Below are 17,813 nucleotides of genomic sequence, written 5' to 3' on the forward strand. Positions count from 1 at the left end.
CCGACGACAGATCGCGGGGCTGGGACTCTCCCGTCCTCCTGAACAGGCAAGGAGAAGCACCGATGGCGAACGAAGACAAGCTCCGCGACTATCTGCGCCGGGCCACCACCGAACTGCAGGAGACCCGACTGCGGTTGCGCGAGACAGAGGACAAGTGGCACGAACCGCTCGCCATCGTCGGCATGCACTGCCGCTACCCGGGCGGGGTGGCCTCGCCGGACGACCTGTGGGACCTGGTCGACGCGGGCACCGACGCGATCACCGGACTGCCCCCGGGCCGGGGCTGGGAGGTGGACGAGGCCGCGAACGGGACGTCGTACCGGGGCGGTTTCCTGACCGACGCGGCCGACTTCGACGCCGACTTCTTCGGCATCTCGCCGCGCGAGGCGCTGGCCATGGATCCGCAGCAGCGGGTGCTCCTGGAGGCGTCCTGGACGGTCTTCGAGCACGCCGGGATCGATCCGACCACGCTGCGCGGCAGCCGTACCGGGGTGTTCGTCGGGGTGATCGCCAGTGACTACCTGTCGCGCCTGGCCCGGGTGCCCAAGGAGGTCGAGGGCCATCTGCTGACCGGCAGCCTGGTCAGCGTGGCGTCCGGTCGTCTCGCCTACCACTTCGGGCTGGAGGGCGCGGCGGTCACCGTGGACACCGCCTGCTCGTCCTCGCTGGTGGCGGTACACCTGGCCGGCCAGGCGCTGCGCGCGGGCGAGTGCGACCTGGCCCTGGTCGGCGGGGCCACCGTCCTGGCCACCCCAGGCGCGTTCGACGAGTTCTCCCGGCAGCAGGGCCTGGCCGGCGACGGTCGTTGCAAGTCCTTCGCGGCCGGTGCAGACGGCACCGGCTGGAGCGAGGGTGTGGGCCTGCTGTTGATGGAGCGGTTGTCCGACGCGCGCCGCAACGGACACCGGGTGCTCGCGGTGGTGCGCGGCTCGGCGGTCAACCAGGACGGCGCCTCGAACGGACTGACCGCGCCGAACGACCTGGCCCAGGAGCGGGTGATCCGGCAGGCGCTGGCCAATGCCCGACTGGCCGCGAGCGACGTGGACGCGGTGGAGGCACACGGCACCGGCACCCGACTCGGCGACCCGATCGAGGCCCAGGCGCTGCTGGCGACCTACGGGCAGAACCGGCCGGCCGCACGGCCGTTGCGGCTGGGCTCGATCAAGTCGAACATCGGCCACGCCCAGGCGGCGGCCGGGGTGGCGGGCGTGATCAAGATGGTGCAGGCGCTGCGGCACGGTGTGCTGCCGCGCACGTTGCACGTGGACGAGCCGACGCCGCACGTGGACTGGTCCGCCGGGCGGGTGGCGCTGCTCACCGAGCCGATGGCGTGGCCGGCGGGTGAACGGGTGCGCCGCGCGGGGGTGTCCTCGTTCGGGGTGAGCGGGACCAACGCGCACGTGATCGTGGAGGAGGCGCCGCCGGTCGAGGAACCGGTCGGGGCGGCCGATCCGGTGCGGCCCCTCGGCGTAGTGACGCCGTGGGTGGTGTCGGCGCGCACCGAGGACGGCCTGCGGGCCCAGGTGGAGCGGTTGCGGGAGTGGGCGATCGAGCATCCGGAGGCCGATCCGGCCGACGTGGGCCGGTCGTTGGCCTCGGGGCGGGCACTGTCCGGCCACCGGGCCGTGGTACTCGGCCGGGACGCGGCGGAGTTGGTCGAGGGGTTGTCCGTCGTGGTGGACGGCGAGCCCGAGGCGATCGTGGGCGAGGCCCGGCGCGGATCGGGCCGTACCGCCGTGTTGTTCACCGGGCAGGGGGTGCGCTCGCGCGGGATGGCGCGCGAACTGCACGCGGCGTTCCCGGTGTTCGCGGCGGCGCTGGACGAGGTGTGTGCCGCGTTCGACGCGGTGTTGCCGTTCTCGGTACGGGACGTGCTGCTGGCAGAGGGCGAGGGCGGCGGCGCGGACGGTGACGGCGGCGAGGACACCGGTGTGGCGCAACCGGCGTTGTTCGCCTACGAGGTGGCGCTGTACCGGTTGTGGACCTCGTGGGCGGCGGCGCCCGACGCGGTGGCCGGGCACTCGCTCGGCGAGGTGGTCGCGGCCTATGTGGCAGGGGTGTTCTCGCTCGCCGACGCAACCACGTTCGTCGCGGCCCGCGCCACGCTGATGAGCGCGCTGCCGCCCGGTGGCGCGATGGTCGCGGTGGGCACGTCGGAGAGCGCGGCGGCCCGGTTGCTCGCCGACCATCCGGGGGTGGGCATCGCGGCGGTGAACGGGCCGACCGGCGTGGTGCTTTCCGGCGAGGCGCCGGCCGTGGCGGAGGTTGCCCGGGTGTGTGCCGAGCGCGGGCTGCGCATCTCCCGGCTGCGGGTGTCGCATGCGTTCCACTCGGCGCTGATGGAACCGATGCTGGACGAACTGGCCGAGGTCGTCTCGGGATTGACGCTGCGTCCGGCGCGCATGGCGATCGGGTCGAACGTGACCGGCCGGATCGGGTCGGCGGAGCAGCTGTGCGATCCGCGCTATTGGGTGGACCACGTGCGGCGCGCGGTGCGCTTCGGCGATGTGCTGGACGCGCTGCGCGCCGACGGGGTGCGTACGTTCGTCGAGATCGGGCCGGACGCCGCGTTGACCCCGATGGTTGCCGATGTCACGGCCGACGCCGACGATGTGGTGGCGGTCGCCACCCGGCGGCGTGACCGCGACCCGGTGACGGGTGTGGTCGAGGCGCTGGCCCGGGTGTTCGTGCGCGGCGCGGTGGTGGACTGGGCGGCGTTGGTGCCCGGACGGTGGGTCGAGCTGCCCACGTACGCCTTCACCCGGCGGCGCTTTTGGCTGGACGCCGGTACCGGCGCGGGCGACCCGACCGGCCTGGGGCAGGGGACGGTGGATCACCCGCTGCTCGGTGCGGTGGTCGGCCTGGCCGATGGACACGGTTCGTTGTTCACCGGGCGGTTGTCCCTGGACACCCATCCGTGGCTGGCCGATCACGTCGTCCTGGACACCGTCCTGCTGCCCGGGACCGCGTTCCTGGAACTGGCCCTGCACACCGGGCGCCGGGTGGGCTGCGATCGGGTCGAGGAACTGTCCCTGGAGACCCCGTTGGCGTTCGGCGAGCGCGGTGGTTGCCAGGTGCAGGTATGGATCGAGGCGGCCGGCCCCGACGAGCGGCGGCGGGCGATCACCATCCACTCCCGGCCGGACGACGGAGACGGCGACGAGGGGTGGATCCGCAACGCGGTGGGCACGGTCGCGCCGGTCGAGGACGAGGCGCCCGCCGACGCCGTGGCCGACCCGACCCCCTGGCCGCCGACGGGCGCGACACCCGTGCCGATCGACGACTTCTACCCCTGGCTGGCCGACAACGGCGTGGCCTACGGACCGTGCTTCCGGGCGGTGCGCGCGGTCTGGCGTCGCGGGGAGGAGATCTTCGGCGAGATTGCGCTACCCGAGCAGGTCGGGTATGAGGCCGACCGGTTCGGCGTGCACCCCGCGCTGATGGACGCCACCCAACACCTTCTCGGGGTGGCCGCGTTCGCGGACCCGGCGGAGAGCGAGGGCGGCGGTTTGGCGCTGCCGTTCTCGTGGCGTGAGGTACGGCTGCACACTCCCGGCGCGGCCTCGGTACGGGCGCGGGTGGTGCGGACCGGGCCGGAGTCGGTGACGCTGAGCCTGGCCGACGAGGACGGCCGACCCGTCGCCGAGGTCGAGTCGTTGGCCGTGCGGCCGATCTCGGCCGAACAACTGCGCACCTCCACGGCGGGTCGCCGCGACCCGCTGTACACGCTGCGCTGGACGCCACTGCCCCGGCCGTCGGCCGCGCCGGGCATCGGATCCCCGGCGATCATCGCCGATTCGGGCTCGGGGGACCCGTTCGCGGGCCGGCTCGGCGGCACCGTACATCCCGATCTGACCGCGCTCGCCGACGCGGTGGACGCCGGGCTGCCGACGCCCGAGGTCGTCGTCCTCGCGTGGCCCACGATCCCGGCCGGACCGCTCGGCGACGTGCCGGACCCGGACGACGTACACGCCGCCGTACACCGGGCGTTGGCCACCGTGCAGACCTGGCTCGGGGACGAACGCTTCACCGGCGCCCGCCTCGTCGTGGTCACCCGGGGCGCGGTCGCCGTCGCGGACGAGGAGGTGCGGGATCCGGCCGCCGCCGCCGTCGGCGGCCTGGTGCGGTCGGCCCAGTCCGAGCACCCGGACCGGCTCGTCCTCGTCGACCTGGACGAGGACGCGGCCTCGCCCGGGGCGCTGCCGGCCGCGATCGGCGCGGGCGAGCCGCAACTCGCGGTACGGGCCGGGGTGGCGTACCTGCCCAGGCTCACCCGGACACCCGCGATCGAGCCGAGCACGCCACTGTTCGCGCCCGACGGTACGACCCTGGTCACCGGCGGCACCGGTGCGCTCGGCGCCCTGGTCGCCCGGCACCTGGTGGTCGCGCACGGGGTGCGCCGGCTGCTCCTGGTCAGCCGGCGCGGGATCGCCGCACCGGGCGCCGGGTCGCTCGCCGCCGAACTCACCGGCCTGGGCGCGACGGTCGACGTGGTGGCCTGCGACGTGTCGGACCGGGCCGACCTGGCCAAGAAGCTGGCCGCGATCCCGTCCGCACACCCACTGTCCGCCGTGGTGCACGTCGCGGGAGTGGTCGACGACGGGGTGATCGGCGCACTGACGCCCGAGCGGGTCGACCGGGTGTTGCGGCCCAAGGTCGACGCGGCGCTGCACCTGCACGAGTTGACCCGGGACGCGGACCTGACCGCGTTCGTGCTGTTCTCCTCGGTGGCCGGGGTGATCGGCAGCCTCGGACAGGGGAACTACGCGGCCGGCAACGCCTTCCTGGACGCCTTCGCACAGCGGCGACGTGCCCTCGGGCTGCCCGCGGTGTCCATGGCCTGGGGATTGTGGGCCGAGGAAAGCGGGCTGATGCGTGAGGAGTTCGCCGAGACCGACCGGCAACGCATCAACCGCAGCGGTGTATTGCCGCTGTCCGACGAACAGGGCCTGGCACTGTTCGACGCGGCGCTCGCGCACGGCGAGCCGATCCTGGCCCCGGTCCGCCTGGACCTGAGCGCGCTGCGCCGCCTGCAGGACGAACTTCCCGCCATCCTGGGCGGATTGGTGCCCACCTCGCGCCGCGACGGCGCCCGCCCCGGCGCGGCGGACACCCGCCGACTGGCCCAGCGGCTCGCCGGCCGCTCCGAGCCGGAGCAGCTGCGCCTGCTCACCGAACTGACCCGCGCCCAGGCCGCCGTGGTGCTCGGGCACGCGGGCGCCGACGCGGTCGCCGCCGACCGCGCGTTCACCGAACTGGGCTTCGACTCGCTCACCGCGCTGGAGATGCGCAACCGGCTCAACACGGTCACCGGCCTGCGGCTGCCCGCCACGGTGCTGTTCGACTATCCCAACGCCGCCGCGCTGGCCCGCTTCCTGCGCGCCGAGACGCTGCGCGTACCGCAGTACACCCAGGCGGCGGCGAACACTGCCGCCAAGGCACGGACTTCGGACGAACCGATCGCGATCGTGGCGATGAGCTGTCGCTACCCGGGCGGCATCGACACCCCCGAGGAGTTGTGGCGCTGCGTCGCCGGCGGAGTGGACCTGACCTCGCCGTTCCCGACCGACCGCGGCTGGGACCTGGGCGCGCTGTACGACCCGGACCCGGACCGCTCCGGGCGCTGCTACACCCGCGAGGGCTCCTTCATGCGCGACATCGACCGCTTCGACGCCGAACTGTTCGGGATCTCCCCGCGCGAGGCGCTGGCCATGGACCCGCAACAGCGGCTGCTCCTGGAGACCTCCTGGGAGGCGTTCGAACGCGCGGGCATCGACCCGTCCTCGCTGCGCGGGAGCAATACGGCGGTCTTCGCGGGCCTGATGTACGCGGACTACGCCGCGGGTCGAGTGGGTGACGTCGGCGACGAGTTGGAGGCGTACATCGGCAACGGCAACTCGTTCGGCGTCGCCTCCGGTCGGGTCGCCTACACGCTGGGACTGGAGGGCCCGGCGGTGACCGTGGACTCGGCCTGCTCGTCCTCGCTGGTCGCGCTGCACTGGGCGGCGCACGCGCTGCGCAGCGGGGAATGTGATCTCGCGCTGGCGGGCGGGGCGACGGTGATGTCCACGCCCAGTGTCTTCGTGGAGTTCGCCCGGCAGCGCGGCCTGGCACCCGACGGCCGGTGCAAGTCGTTCGCCGCGGCGGCCGACGGCACGGCGTGGGGCGAGGGCATCGGCATGTTGCTGGTGGAGCGGCTGGCCGATGCGCGCCGCAACGGGCATCCGGTCCTCGCGGTGCTGCGGGGTTCGGCGATCAACCAGGACGGCGCCTCCAACGGCCTCACCGCGCCCAACGGCCCGTCGCAACAGCGGGTGATCCGGCAGGCGCTGGCGAACGCCGGGCTGGCCACGGCCGATGTGGACGCGGTCGAGGCGCACGGCACCGGGACGGTACTCGGCGACCCGATCGAGGCCCAGGCGCTGCTGGCCACCTACGGTCGGGACCGGCCGGCGGAACGGCCGCTGTGGTTGGGATCGATCAAGTCGAACTTCGGCCACACCCAGGCGGCGGCCGGGGTGGCCGGGGTGATCAAGATGGTGATGGCGATGCGGCACGGGATGTTGCCGCCGACGCTGCACGTGGACGAACCCTCGCCGCATGTGGACTGGTCGACCGGGCGGGTCGAACTGCTCGCCGAGGGGCGGCCGTGGCCCGAGGTGGGGCGGGCCCGTCGGGTGGCGGTGTCCTCGTTCGGGATCAGCGGGACCAACGCGCACGTCATCCTCGAACAGGCCGACGAGGAGCCGGAACCCGCCGCCCGAACCACGTCCGGCACCGGCATCGGCGGGGTGCTGCCGTGGGTGCTCTCGGCCCGGACCGAGGCGGGCGTGCGGGCCCAGGCGGCCCGGCTGAGGTACTGGGCCGGGGCCCGGCCCGAGGTCGATCCGGCCGACGTGGGCTGGTCGTTGGCGTCGGGACGGTCCGTATTCGAGCGGCGCGCGGTGGTGTGGGGCCGGGACGGCGCGGAGTTGACGGCGGGCCTGGACGCGCTGGCGGCCGGGCGGGATGCGGGAGCACGTGCCGTGCTTGCCGGCGGCACCGGCGTGTCGGGCGAGGCGGCCGTCGGGCCGGTGTTCGTGTTTCCCGGTCAGGGCTCGCAGTGGGTCGGGATGGCGGCGGAACTGCTGACCTGCTGCCCGGTGTTCGCCGAGTCGGTGGCGGAGTGCGCGGCGGCGATGGATCCGCTGCTGGCCGACTGGGCACTGCTCGACGTGCTCCGGGACGCGTCCGCCGCGCTGTTGGAGCGGGTGGATGTGATCCAGCCCGTGCTGTTCGCCGTGATGGTCGGCCTGGCCCGGTGGTGGGAGTCGTGCGGGGTGCGACCGAGCGCGGTGATCGGGCACTCCCAGGGGGAGATCGCCGCCGCGCATGTGGCGGGCTTCCTGTCCCTGGAGGACGCGGTCCGGATCGTGGTGCTGCGCAGCCGGGCACTGCGGGGGCTCGCGGCCGACGGTGACGGGATGTTGTCGGTGGGCGTGTCCGCCGAGCGTGGCCGCGAACTCGTGGCACGCGTGCAGGGATTGTCCCTGGCGGCGGTCAACGGGCCCGACAGCGTGGTGCTTTCCGGGCCGGTCGAGGGCCTGACGCCGATCGCCGCCGCGTGCGAGCGCGACGGGGTTCGGGCGCGATGGATCCCGGTGGACTACGCCTCGCACTCGGCGCGGATGGACGACGTACGCGAGGTGCTGGCCGAGTCGCTGGCCGGGGTCGAGCCGGGGATCGGGCGGGTGCCGATGTACTCGACCGTGAGCGGGCTGAAGGTCACCGATGCGGCGGATCTGGGCGGGGAGTACTGGTTCGAGAACTTGCGTCGCACCGTGCAGTTGGCCACGGCGGTCGGGGCGGCGGCGGCCGACGGGCACAGCGTGTTCGTCGAATGCAGCCCGCACCCCGGTCTGGTGGTGCCGCTCGGCGACACCCTCGACGCCCTCGGGAGCACGTCCGGCACGGTCCTGGAGACGCTGCGCCGGGGCGAGGGCGGCCCCGAACGCCTGGTCGCGGCACTGGCAGCGGCCTTCGTGAGCGGCCTGCCGGTCGACTGGGCCGGGCTGCTGCACCACGACGGGGTCCGGCGAGTACAGCTGCCGACATACGCCTTCCAGGGCCGCCGCTTCTGGCTCGAACCGGACATGGGCACGGCGCTGCCCGGCCGGACGACACCGACGCCGGTGGTGGGCGACACCGAGGACAGCAGGTTGTGGGAGGCGCTGGAGGCGGCGGGCGCCGAGGACTTGGCCGCCGAACTGGAGGTGGCGGCGGACGCGCCGCTGAGCGACGTGTTGCCGGCGCTGACGTCCTGGCGGGCGCGGCGGCGGGCGGACGCGACGGTGCGGTCCTGGCGGTACGGAGTGCGGTGGGAGCCGTGGGCGGCGCCGGCCGCCTCCGCCGACAGGATGGGGCGTCTGCTGCTCGTCGCTCCGGACGGGGAGATCGGGGACGTGCTCGCGGGCGCGCTGGCCGAGTGTGGCGCCGAGGTGGTGGTGCTGTCCGCGGAGGGGGAACGGACCGCGTTGGCGCGGCGGCTCGCGGCAATCGGCGAGGAGGGTGTGCCGGCCGGGGTGGTGTCGTTGTCGGCGGTGGGTTGCGCCGCCGACGCGGATCCCGTGCCCGCGCTCGCGCCGGTGCTCACGCTGGTGCAGGCGCTGGGCGACGCCGGGATGGAGGCACCGTTGTGGGTGCTGACGCGCGGCGCGGTGTCGGTGCTGGGCGAGGAGCCGACCGGCCCGGCGGGTGCGGCCGTGCAGGGGCTCGGGCGGGTGGTCGGGCTGGAACATCCCGGGCGGTGGGGTGGGCTGATCGATCTGCCGCAGGTGGTGGACGGCCGGGTGGCGGAGACGCTGGCGGGGATCCTGGCGGCCGGCGCGGGCGGCACCGGCTCGGGTGAGGACGAGATCGCGATCCGGCCGCTGGGAGTGTTCGTCCGGCGGTTGGCGCGGATGGCCGGGCCGGAGGGCAGCGGGACGAGCCGGTGGCGCCCCGGTGGTACGGCGTTGGTCACCGGCGGTACCGGTGCGCTGGGCGGGCGGGTCGCGCGGTGGCTGGTCCGGGAGGGCGTCGAGCGGGTGGTGTTGGCCGGGCGGCGTGGGCCCGACGCGCCGGGCGCGGACCGACTGCGCGAGGAACTGGCGGCGGCCGGGGCCGAGGTGGCGGTGCTCGCCTGTGACCTGGGCGATCGCGACGCGGTGGCCGCGCTGTTGGCGGAGGTACGGGCCGGCGGCCGGCGGATCGACACCGTCGTACACGCGGCCGGCGCGGTGGTGGTCGGCCCGCTGGCGGACAGCACCGTCGCGGATCTCGCCGACGCCTCGGCGGCCAAGGTCGGCGGCGCGCTGCTCCTGGACGAGTTGTTGCGGGCCGACGAGCCCGACACCGTGGTGCTGTTCTCCTCCGCCGCCGGGGTGTGGGGCGGCGCGGGGCAGGGGGCGTACGCGGCGGCCAATGCCTGCCTCGACACGATCGCCGAGCGGCGCCGGGCGCGCGGGCTGCGTACCGTCTCGATCGCTTGGGGGCAGTGGGCCGGTGGCGGGATGGCCGACGGCGCGGCCGGCGCGCACCTCGACCGGATCGGGGTCCCGGCGATGGACCCGGATCGGGCCCTGGAGGCACTGCGGCAGGCCCTGGACGAGGACCTGACCTGCGTCACCGTGGCCGACGTGGACTGGCCGAGGTTCGCCGCCGGGTACACGGCGGCCCGGCCGCGACCGCTGATCGCGGACCTGGTGGCGGCGGAGGTCGCGGCGGCGCCGGTCACCGAAGCGCGCGGGGCGGGCGAGCCGGACGGTCCGAGTGTGTGGCGGGCCCGACTGGCCGAACTGGGCGCGGCGGATCGGGAGGCGGAACTGCTCGCGCTGGTCCGCACCGAGGTCGCCGCGCAGTTGGGCCACGCCGACCCGGCCGCGATCGAACCCGAACGGCCGTTCCGCGATCTCGGGTTCGACTCGCTCGCGGCGGTGGGCCTGCGCAACCGACTGACCGAGACCATCGGTCTGCGGCTGCCCAGCACGCTGGTCTTCGACCACCCGACGGCCGTCGCACTGGCCGCGCACATCGACGGCGAACTCTTCGCCGAGACCGTCGGGACGGTCTCCGTCTTCGCCGAACTGGACCGCCTGGAAGCGGCGCTCGGCGAACTGGGCGGCGACTTCGCCGAACGGGGCAGGGTCGGTGCCCGGTTGGCCGAACTCGCCGGGAAATGGCGGGAGATCGAGGCCGCGAGCCAAAAGGCCGAGCCCGAGGGAGCCGACTTCGCGGCAGCGGAGGACGAGGAGATGTTCGACATGCTCGGAAAGGAGTTCGGCATCTCCTGAGCGGGGCCGGCGACGACCGCCGGTCACGGGTCCCGACGGCACACGGCTCGATCAGGTTCGACCAGGCAGAGGACGGACGTACGGACATGTCGAACGAAGAACGGCTGCGGCACTTCCTCCGGGAGACCGCCACGGATCTGCGCCGCACCAAGCAGCGGCTGCACGAGGTGGAGTCGGCCGCCCGCGAGCCGGTGGCGATCGTGGCGATCGGGTGCCGACTGCCGGGCGGCGTGCGCTCCGCCGAGGACCTGTGGGAGCTGGTGCGGACCGGGACGGACGCGATCGCCGGCTTCCCGTCCGACCGGGGTTGGGATCCGGCGAACGTCTACGCGGACCTGCCGGGCGGCGAGGGCGTCTCGGGCGGTTCGGCCGGATCCGGCGGGTCGACCACCCGGCAGGGCGGATTCGTCTACGACGCGGCTGCGTTCGACGCCGAGTTCTTCGGCGTCTCGCCGCACGAGGCGTTGGCGATGGACCCGCAACAGCGGCTGCTCCTGGAGACCGCGTGGGAGACCTTCGAGCGGGCCGGCATCGATCCGCTGTCGATGCGGCGCAGCCGGACCGGCGTGTTCGTCGGCGCCGGTGCGCTCGGCTACGGCGGCGGGATGCGGGCGGACAACGCCGAGATCCAGGCCCATCGGGTCACCGGCGGCTCGATGTCCGTGGTGTCGGGGCGGATCGCCTACACGCTCGGTCTGGAGGGCCCGGCGGTCACCCTCGACACGGCGTGTTCGTCGTCGCTGGTGGCGCTGCACCTGGCGGCCAACGCGCTGCGCTCGGGGGAGTGCGACCTGGCCCTGGCCGGGGGCGTCACGGTGATGGCCCGGCCGACCGCCTTCGTGGAGTTCTCCCGGCAGGGCGGATTGGCCTCGGACGGCCGCTGCCGGTCGTTCGCGGCGGCGGCGGACGGCACCGGGTGGGGTGAGGGTGTCGGGCTGCTGCTGGTGGAGCGGTTGTCGGATGCGCGGCGCAACGGCCATCCCGTACTGGCGGTGCTGCGCGGCTCGGCGGTGAACCAGGACGGCGCGTCGAACGGGTTGACCGCGCCGAACGGGCCGTCGCAACAGCGGGTGATTCGACAGGCGTTGGCGGCGGCGGGCTTGTCGGCCGCCGATGTGGACGCGGTGGAGGCGCATGGGACCGGGACGGTGCTCGGCGACCCGATCGAGGCGCACGCGCTGTTGGCCACCTACGGGCGGGATCGGCCCGCGGATCGGCCGTTGTGGCTGGGGTCGGTCAAGTCCAACATCGGGCACACCCAGTCCGCGGCCGGGGTCGCCGGGGTGATCAAGATGGTGATGGCCCTGCGGCACGGGTTGCTGCCGCGCACCCTGCATGTGGACCGGCCGTCGCCGCACGTGGACTGGGCCTCGGGACGGGTCGAGCTGCTGACCGACGAGGTGCCGTGGCCCGCGGGCGGTCGGGTGCGTCGGGCGGGTGTGTCGTCGTTCGGGATCAGCGGGACGAACGCGCATGTGGTCCTGGAGGAGGCGCCGGCCGTCGAGGGGGCCTCGGGGGAGGGGGCCGAACCCGCGCCGGGTGTCGGTGGGTTGATTCCGTGGGTGGTATCGGCGCGCTCCCCGGAGGCGTTGCGCGCGCAGGCGGCGCGGTTGCGGGAGCCGGCGGTCGCGGATCCGGCGGATGTGGGTCGGTCCTTGGTGACGGGACGGGCGTTGCTCGACCATCGGGCGGTGGTGCTGGGTCGGGACGCCGCCGAGTTGGGCCGTGGACTGGCCGCGTTGGCGGCCGGGTCTCCGGATGCGGTCGAGCCGTCGGAGGGGGGAACTCCGGTCGTGGTGACCGGGAATGTGCCCCGAGCGGGTGGTGCGGGTGGTCGGGTCGCCGGGCGGGGCGCGGTGGTGTTCACCGGGCAGGGGGGTCGGTTGCCCGGGATCGGGCGGGAACTGTACGCGGGTTTCCCGGTGTTCGCTCGCGCGCTGGACGAGGTGGGTGCGGCGTTCGACGCGGTGGTGCCGTTCTCGGTCCGGGACGTGTTGCTCGGCGTGGAGGGCACGGTCGGCGTCGATGCCGAGGACACCGGCCTGGCTCAGCCGGTGTTGTTCGCGTTCGAGGTGGCGCTGTACCGGCTGTGGAGTTCGCTGGGGTCGGTCCCGGATTTCGTGGTCGGACACTCGTTGGGTGGGATCGTCGCGGCGCATGTGGCGGGGGTGTTCTCGCTCGCGGACGCGGTGGCGTTCGTCGCGGCGCGCGCCCGGTTGATGAGCGCGTTGCCGGGCGGGGGCGCGATGCTCGCGGTGGGGGCGAGCGAGGCGCAGGTCACCGCGCTGTCGGATGGGCTGCCGGTGTCGATCGCGGCGGTCAACGGACCGGCGAGTGTGGTGGTTTCGGGCGCGGTGGCGGCGGTGGACGAGGTGGCGGCGCGGTGTGCGGCGCGCAGTTGGCGCAGTTCGCGGTTGCGGGTCTCGCACGCCTTCCATTCGGTGCTGATGGAGCCGATGTTGGCCGAACTACGGGACGTGCTGCGCCGGTTGTCGTTCGGGGTGCCGGAGATCGGGTTGGTGTCGGATACCACCGGGCGGGTCGTTACGGCCGAGGAGGTGGGTGATCCCGAGTACTGGGTGCGGCATGTGCGCGACGCGGTGCGGTTCGCGGATGCGGTCGGCACGTTGCGTGAGCGGGGTGTGGCCACCTTCGTGGAACTGGGTCCGGACGCGGCGTTGACCGCGATGGTGGCCGAGTGCACGGCGGGTGTGGGCGAGGTGCTGGGGGTGCCGGCCCAGCGGCGTGGCCGACCGGCCGTGGCGACGCTGGCCGGCGCGCTGGCCACGGCGTTCGTGCGGGGGCTGCCGGTGGACTGGGTCGGGGCTCTCGGCGGCCCGGGCGGGCGGCGGGTGGAGCTGCCGACCTACGCGTTCCAGGGGCGGCGCTATTGGCTGGAGCCGGGGAAGGCTTCGGTGACGCCGGCCGGGCCGGATTCGGTGGACGGTCCGCTGTGGGACGCGGTCGAGCGGGCCGGGGCGGGCGAACTGGCGGCGATCCTGGCGGTGTCCGAGGACGCGACGCTGCGCGAGGTGGTGCCGGCGCTGTCGTCCTGGCGAGCCCGACGACGGGTGGACGCGACGGCCGCGTCGTGGCGCTACGCGGTGCGGTGGGAGCCGTGGGCGGGTGGATCGTCCGACGCGGCCGTGTTGTCCGGGCGTTGGCTGCTCGTGCACCCGGCGGCGAGCGAGCTGGCGGATGCGGTGGCCCGGGAGCTGACCGAGCGTGGCGCGGAGGTGGTGCGGGTCGGGGGCGAGGGCATCGGGTCGCACGTCGGTGCCGAACCCGTCGCCGGGGTGGTGTCGTTGATCGGCTCCGGTTCGGGCTCCGGCTCCACTTCGGGCTCGGGCTCCGGGTCCGGTTCGGGCTCCGGCTCCGGCTCTGGTTCGAGTTGCGGCTCCGGTTCGGTGCCGGGCTTGGGTTCGTGCGCGGGCGACGACTGCGCCGACCTCGTGGCCGCCGTGGTGGCGATGGGCGAACTGCTCGCGGAGCTGCGCCGGTTCGAGGTCGCCGCCCCGCTCTGGTGTGTGACCCGGGCGGCGGTGTCGGTTCTGGGCGAGGACCTGGCCAATCCCGTGGGCGCCGGCCTGTGGGGCAGGGGCCTGGTGGCGAGCCTGGAGCAACCCGGGTGCTGGGGCGGCCTGGTCGACCTGCCGGCCGTCGCGGATACCCGCGCGCTGGGGGTGCTGGCCACGATCCTGGCCGGGACTTCGGACGAGGACCAGTTCGCCATCCGCCCGCTGGGCGTGTTCACCCGGCGGCTGACCCCGCTGCCGGCCGAGGGATCGGGCCGGGTGGTGCGTACCCGCGAAGCGGCGCTGATCACCGGCGGCACCGGCGTGTTGGGCGCGCACGCCGCCCGCTGGCTGGTCGCGCACGGCACCGAGCGGGTGATCCTGCTGGGCCGACGCGGCGCTCGGGCGCCCGGATTCGATGCGCTGCGGGCCGACCTCGAGGCGGCCGGCGCCGAGGTGGTGGCGATCGCCTGCGACCTGACCGCGCCCGACGCGGCGGAGCGGCTGCGGGCCGCGTTGCCCGCGACGGGTGCGCCGATCCGTACCGTCGTGCACGCGGCGGGCGTGCCCGGATCGCCCACCGCGACCGGCGCCGACGCCGTCGCGGACACCGTCACCGCCAAGGTCGCCGGCGCGCTGGCCCTGGACACGCTTCTTGGGGCGGACCGGGCCCTGGACGCGTTCGTGCTCTACTCCTCCGGCGCGGGGGTGTGGGGCGGCGCCGGACAGGGCGCCTACGCGGCGGCCAACGCCTTCCTGGACGCGCTCGCCGTACGCCGTCGGCAACGCGGCCTGCCCGCCACGGCGATCGCGTGGGGGCCGTGGGCGGCCGGCGGGATGGCTGACGGCGAGGGGGAACGGCTGCTGGCCCGGGTCGGTGTACGGGCGATGGACCCGGCCGCGGCGCTGGCCGCACTGGGCCGGGCCCTGGTCGAGGACCTCACCTGCGTGACGGTGGCCGACCTGGACCGGCCCCGATTCGCGGCGGGCTACACCTCCGCCCGTCCCCGGCCGCTGATCGCCGACCTGATCGACGCGGAGCCGCCGACCGCGACCGCCCCGCCGACCCGGCCCGGCGGGGTGTGGGACCCGGCGGTGACCCGCTCGCCGGCGCGGCTCGCGGCCGAACTGCTCGACCTGGTCCGCGCCGAGGTCGCCGCGCAACTCGGCCACGCGGGCGTCGAGGCGATCGAACCCGACCGGCCGTTCCGCGACCTCGGCTTCGACTCGCTGGCCGCCGTCGGACTGCGCAACCGGATCGCCGAGGCCACCGGGGTACACCTGGCCGGCACCCTGATCTACGACCACGAGACACCCGCGGCCCTGGCCGCACACCTGGCCGACGCCCTGCGCGAGGGTGTGCCCGAGACCCGCCCGGCGCCGACGGCACCCGGCGGCGCCGAGGACTCGAACGAAATGCTCGGCACGGTCTACCGCAAACTGGCCCTGCTCGGCCGGATGGACGACGCGGAATCGCTCCTGGTCGGCGCTGCCGGCCTGCGGCAGACCTTCGAGGACCCGAACCGGCTCCCGAAGACACCCGGCTTCACCCGGCTCGCGCGCGGACCGGCCCGGCCCCGGGTGATCTGCTTCCCGCCGTTCGCGCCGGTCGAGGGCGCCATCCAGTTCGGCCGGCTGGCGGGCACGTTCGAGGGCCGGCACGACACGGCGGTGGTGACCGTACCGGGCTTTCGGCCCGGCGAGCCGCTGGCCGCCTCGCTGGACGTGCTGCTCGACCTGCTGGCCGACGCGACGCTGCGGTGCGCCGGAGACGACCCGTTCGCCGTGCTCGGCTACTCCTCCAGCGGCTGGCTCGCCCAGGGGGTGGCCGGCCGCCTGGAGGCGACCGGCCGTACGCCCGCCGGGGTCGTACTGCTCGACACCTACCTGCCCGCCACGATGTCGCGGCGCATGCGCAAGGCGATGAACTACGAGGTGATCGTGCGCCGGCAGGCGTTCACCGCGCTCGACTACATCGGGCTGACCGCGATCGGCACCTACCGCCGGATGTTCCGGGGCTGGGAGCCCAAGCCCGGCTCCGCGCCGACGCTCGTGGTGCGGCCCTCGCGCTGCGTCCCGGGCTCGCCGGAGGAGCCGATGACCGGCGAGGACTGGCGTTCCACCTGGCCGTACGAGCACACCGCCGCCGAGGTGGAGGGCGACCACTGCACGATGATCGGCGAACACGCGGAGCAGACCGGTGCGGTGGTGCGCGCGTGGCTGGCCGGTGACAGGACGGTTTCGATCGACACGAGGGAAGGCACGGCATGACCGACCCGCGCTATCCGCGATACCCGCAACCCGGCTCCGTCGACCATCTCGACGCGGAGTTCCTGGTCCACCGGGCCGCGATCCAGGATCTCGTCGCCGCGTACAGCCTGCTCTACGACGCGGGCGACTACGACGGGCTCGGCGACCTGTTCACCGAGGACGCGACGTACGCGTTCACTCCCGCCCCCGAGGGATTTCCGCCCTCGGTGTCCGGCCGGGACAAGATCGTCGCGGCGATGGCCGCGCTGCGCGAGCACAACCTGCGCACCCGGGCCGCCCACCAGCGGCACTTCGTGACCAACACGGTGATCACCCGCCTCGACGGCGACACCGCCGAGGCGCGGTCGCTGATGGCGGTGGCGTTCGCCCATCCGGGGGACGGCCGCCAGGAGTTCACCCGCAGCGGGGTGTACGCCGACGTGCTGGCCCGACAAGGAAGCCGGTGGCGCATCGCCGACCGGCACCTGTGGTTGGCCGAGTTGCCGGCGCCGCGTCCCGGCGACACATCCGCTCCCGAGGAGAGTCGGCCATGATTCCCGTGCTCGAACTGGTCCAGATCTCCACACTCCCCGACGCCGAACGGGAACTGGAGCAACTGGCCCGGCGATACCCGATCATCCGCACCCGACAGGTCGGCGGCATCGAGGCATGGACCGTGCTCGGCGCCGGGCTGACCCGGCAACTCCTCGGCGACCCAAGGCTGTCCAACGACCTGCACACGCACGCGCCGCACGCGGCCCAGTCCGCCGACGGTCCGACCGTGCTGTTCGAGCAGGACAATCCGGACCACGCCCGCTACCGCCGCCTGGTCAGCGCCGCGTTCGCGTCGCGGGCCGTGCGCAACCTCGAACCGCGGATCGTCGACATCGCGCGCGCACTGCTCGACCGGCTGCCGGCCGAAGGCGGCACGGTGGACATCGTCGAGGCGTTCGCCAACCCCTTCCCGCTGGAGGTGATCTGCGAACTGCTCGGGGTACCGATGGCGGACCGCGAGGTGTTCCGCACCCGGGTGGAGAACATGGACTCGCCCTCGACGGCGGTACGCCGGGCGGCGATGGACGCGTTCGTCGCCTACTGCGCCAACCTCGTCGACGCCAAGCGCACCGAACCGACCGAGGACCTGCTGAGCGAGCTGGTACAGGCCGAACTCGACGACGGATCACGGCTGTCGGCCAATGAACTGATCGGCTTCGGCTCCGTGCTGCTGTTCGCGGGGCACGTCACCACGGCCTACCTGATCGCCGCCGCGCTGTACGAACTCATCACCCACAACGACCAGTTGGCCGCACTCCGGGCCGATCCCACGCTCGTCGAGGGCACCGTCGAGGAGGCGCTGCGCTTTCGCGGCTCGTTGTTGTCCACCACGAACCGGGTGGCGCTGACCGACCTGGAGATCGGCGGCGTGCTCGTGCGCCGTGGCGACCTGGTGCGCTTCCTGCTCTCCGCCGCCAACCGCGACCCGGCGATCCGCGAGGACCCGCACACCTTCGACATCACCCGGTCCACCACCGCCCACCTGGGCTTCGGCCACGGCCCCCACTTCTGCCTCGGCCAACGCCTGGCCCGCCAGGAGATCAAGGTCGCCCTCACCGAGATCGTCACCCGCTTCCCGACCCTCGAACTGGCGGTCCCGGCGGAAAAGCTGCGCTGGCGCGCCTCGGACTTCCTGCGCGGCCTTGCCGAACTACCCCTGACGTACGCCCCGTGACCACCGACG

At 74.2% G+C, this 17,813-nt stretch carries 3 protein-coding genes and 1 pseudogene; all 4 read left to right on the plus strand.

What is annotated here, in order from left to right; all coding sequences use genetic code 11:
- Positions 1-62 precede the first annotated feature (62 nt).
- The 4 genes and pseudogenes from ACWGR4_RS07880 (at position 63) to ACWGR4_RS07895 (ending at position 17,804) form a co-directional block, all read left to right on the plus strand.
- Positions 63-10,310: a type I polyketide synthase gene (locus ACWGR4_RS07880; protein ID WP_452128484.1), complete on the plus strand. Its 10,248-nt coding sequence runs from the start codon at positions 63-65 to the stop codon at positions 10,308-10,310.
- Positions 10,311-10,426: 116 nt separating this feature from the next.
- Positions 10,427-16,096, plus strand: a pseudogene (locus ACWGR4_RS07885) (type I polyketide synthase); the annotation flags it as partial.
- Positions 16,093-16,629: a nuclear transport factor 2 family protein gene (locus ACWGR4_RS07890; RefSeq protein ID WP_452128483.1), complete on the plus strand. Its 537-nt coding sequence runs from the start codon at positions 16,093-16,095 to the stop codon at positions 16,627-16,629. The pseudogene ACWGR4_RS07885 and the gene ACWGR4_RS07890, both read left to right, overlap by 4 nt.
- Positions 16,626-17,804: a cytochrome P450 family protein gene (locus ACWGR4_RS07895; protein WP_380001839.1), complete on the plus strand. Its 1,179-nt coding sequence runs from the start codon at positions 16,626-16,628 to the stop codon at positions 17,802-17,804. Before ACWGR4_RS07890 ends, ACWGR4_RS07895 begins: the two co-directional genes overlap by 4 nt.
- The last annotated feature ends 9 nt before the right edge of the window (positions 17,805-17,813 follow it).

The sequence above is a fragment of the Embleya sp. NPDC055664 genome (assembly GCF_053618075.1).

Coding starts and splice junctions, on each gene's coding strand:
- ACWGR4_RS07880 (WP_452128484.1), top strand. CDS start 63: ATGGCGAACGAAGACAAGCTCCGCGACTATCTGCGCCGGGCCACCACC.
- ACWGR4_RS07890 (WP_452128483.1), top strand. CDS start 16,093: ATGACCGACCCGCGCTATCCGCGATACCCGCAACCCGGCTCCGTCGAC.
- ACWGR4_RS07895 (WP_380001839.1), top strand. CDS start 16,626: ATGATTCCCGTGCTCGAACTGGTCCAGATCTCCACACTCCCCGACGCC.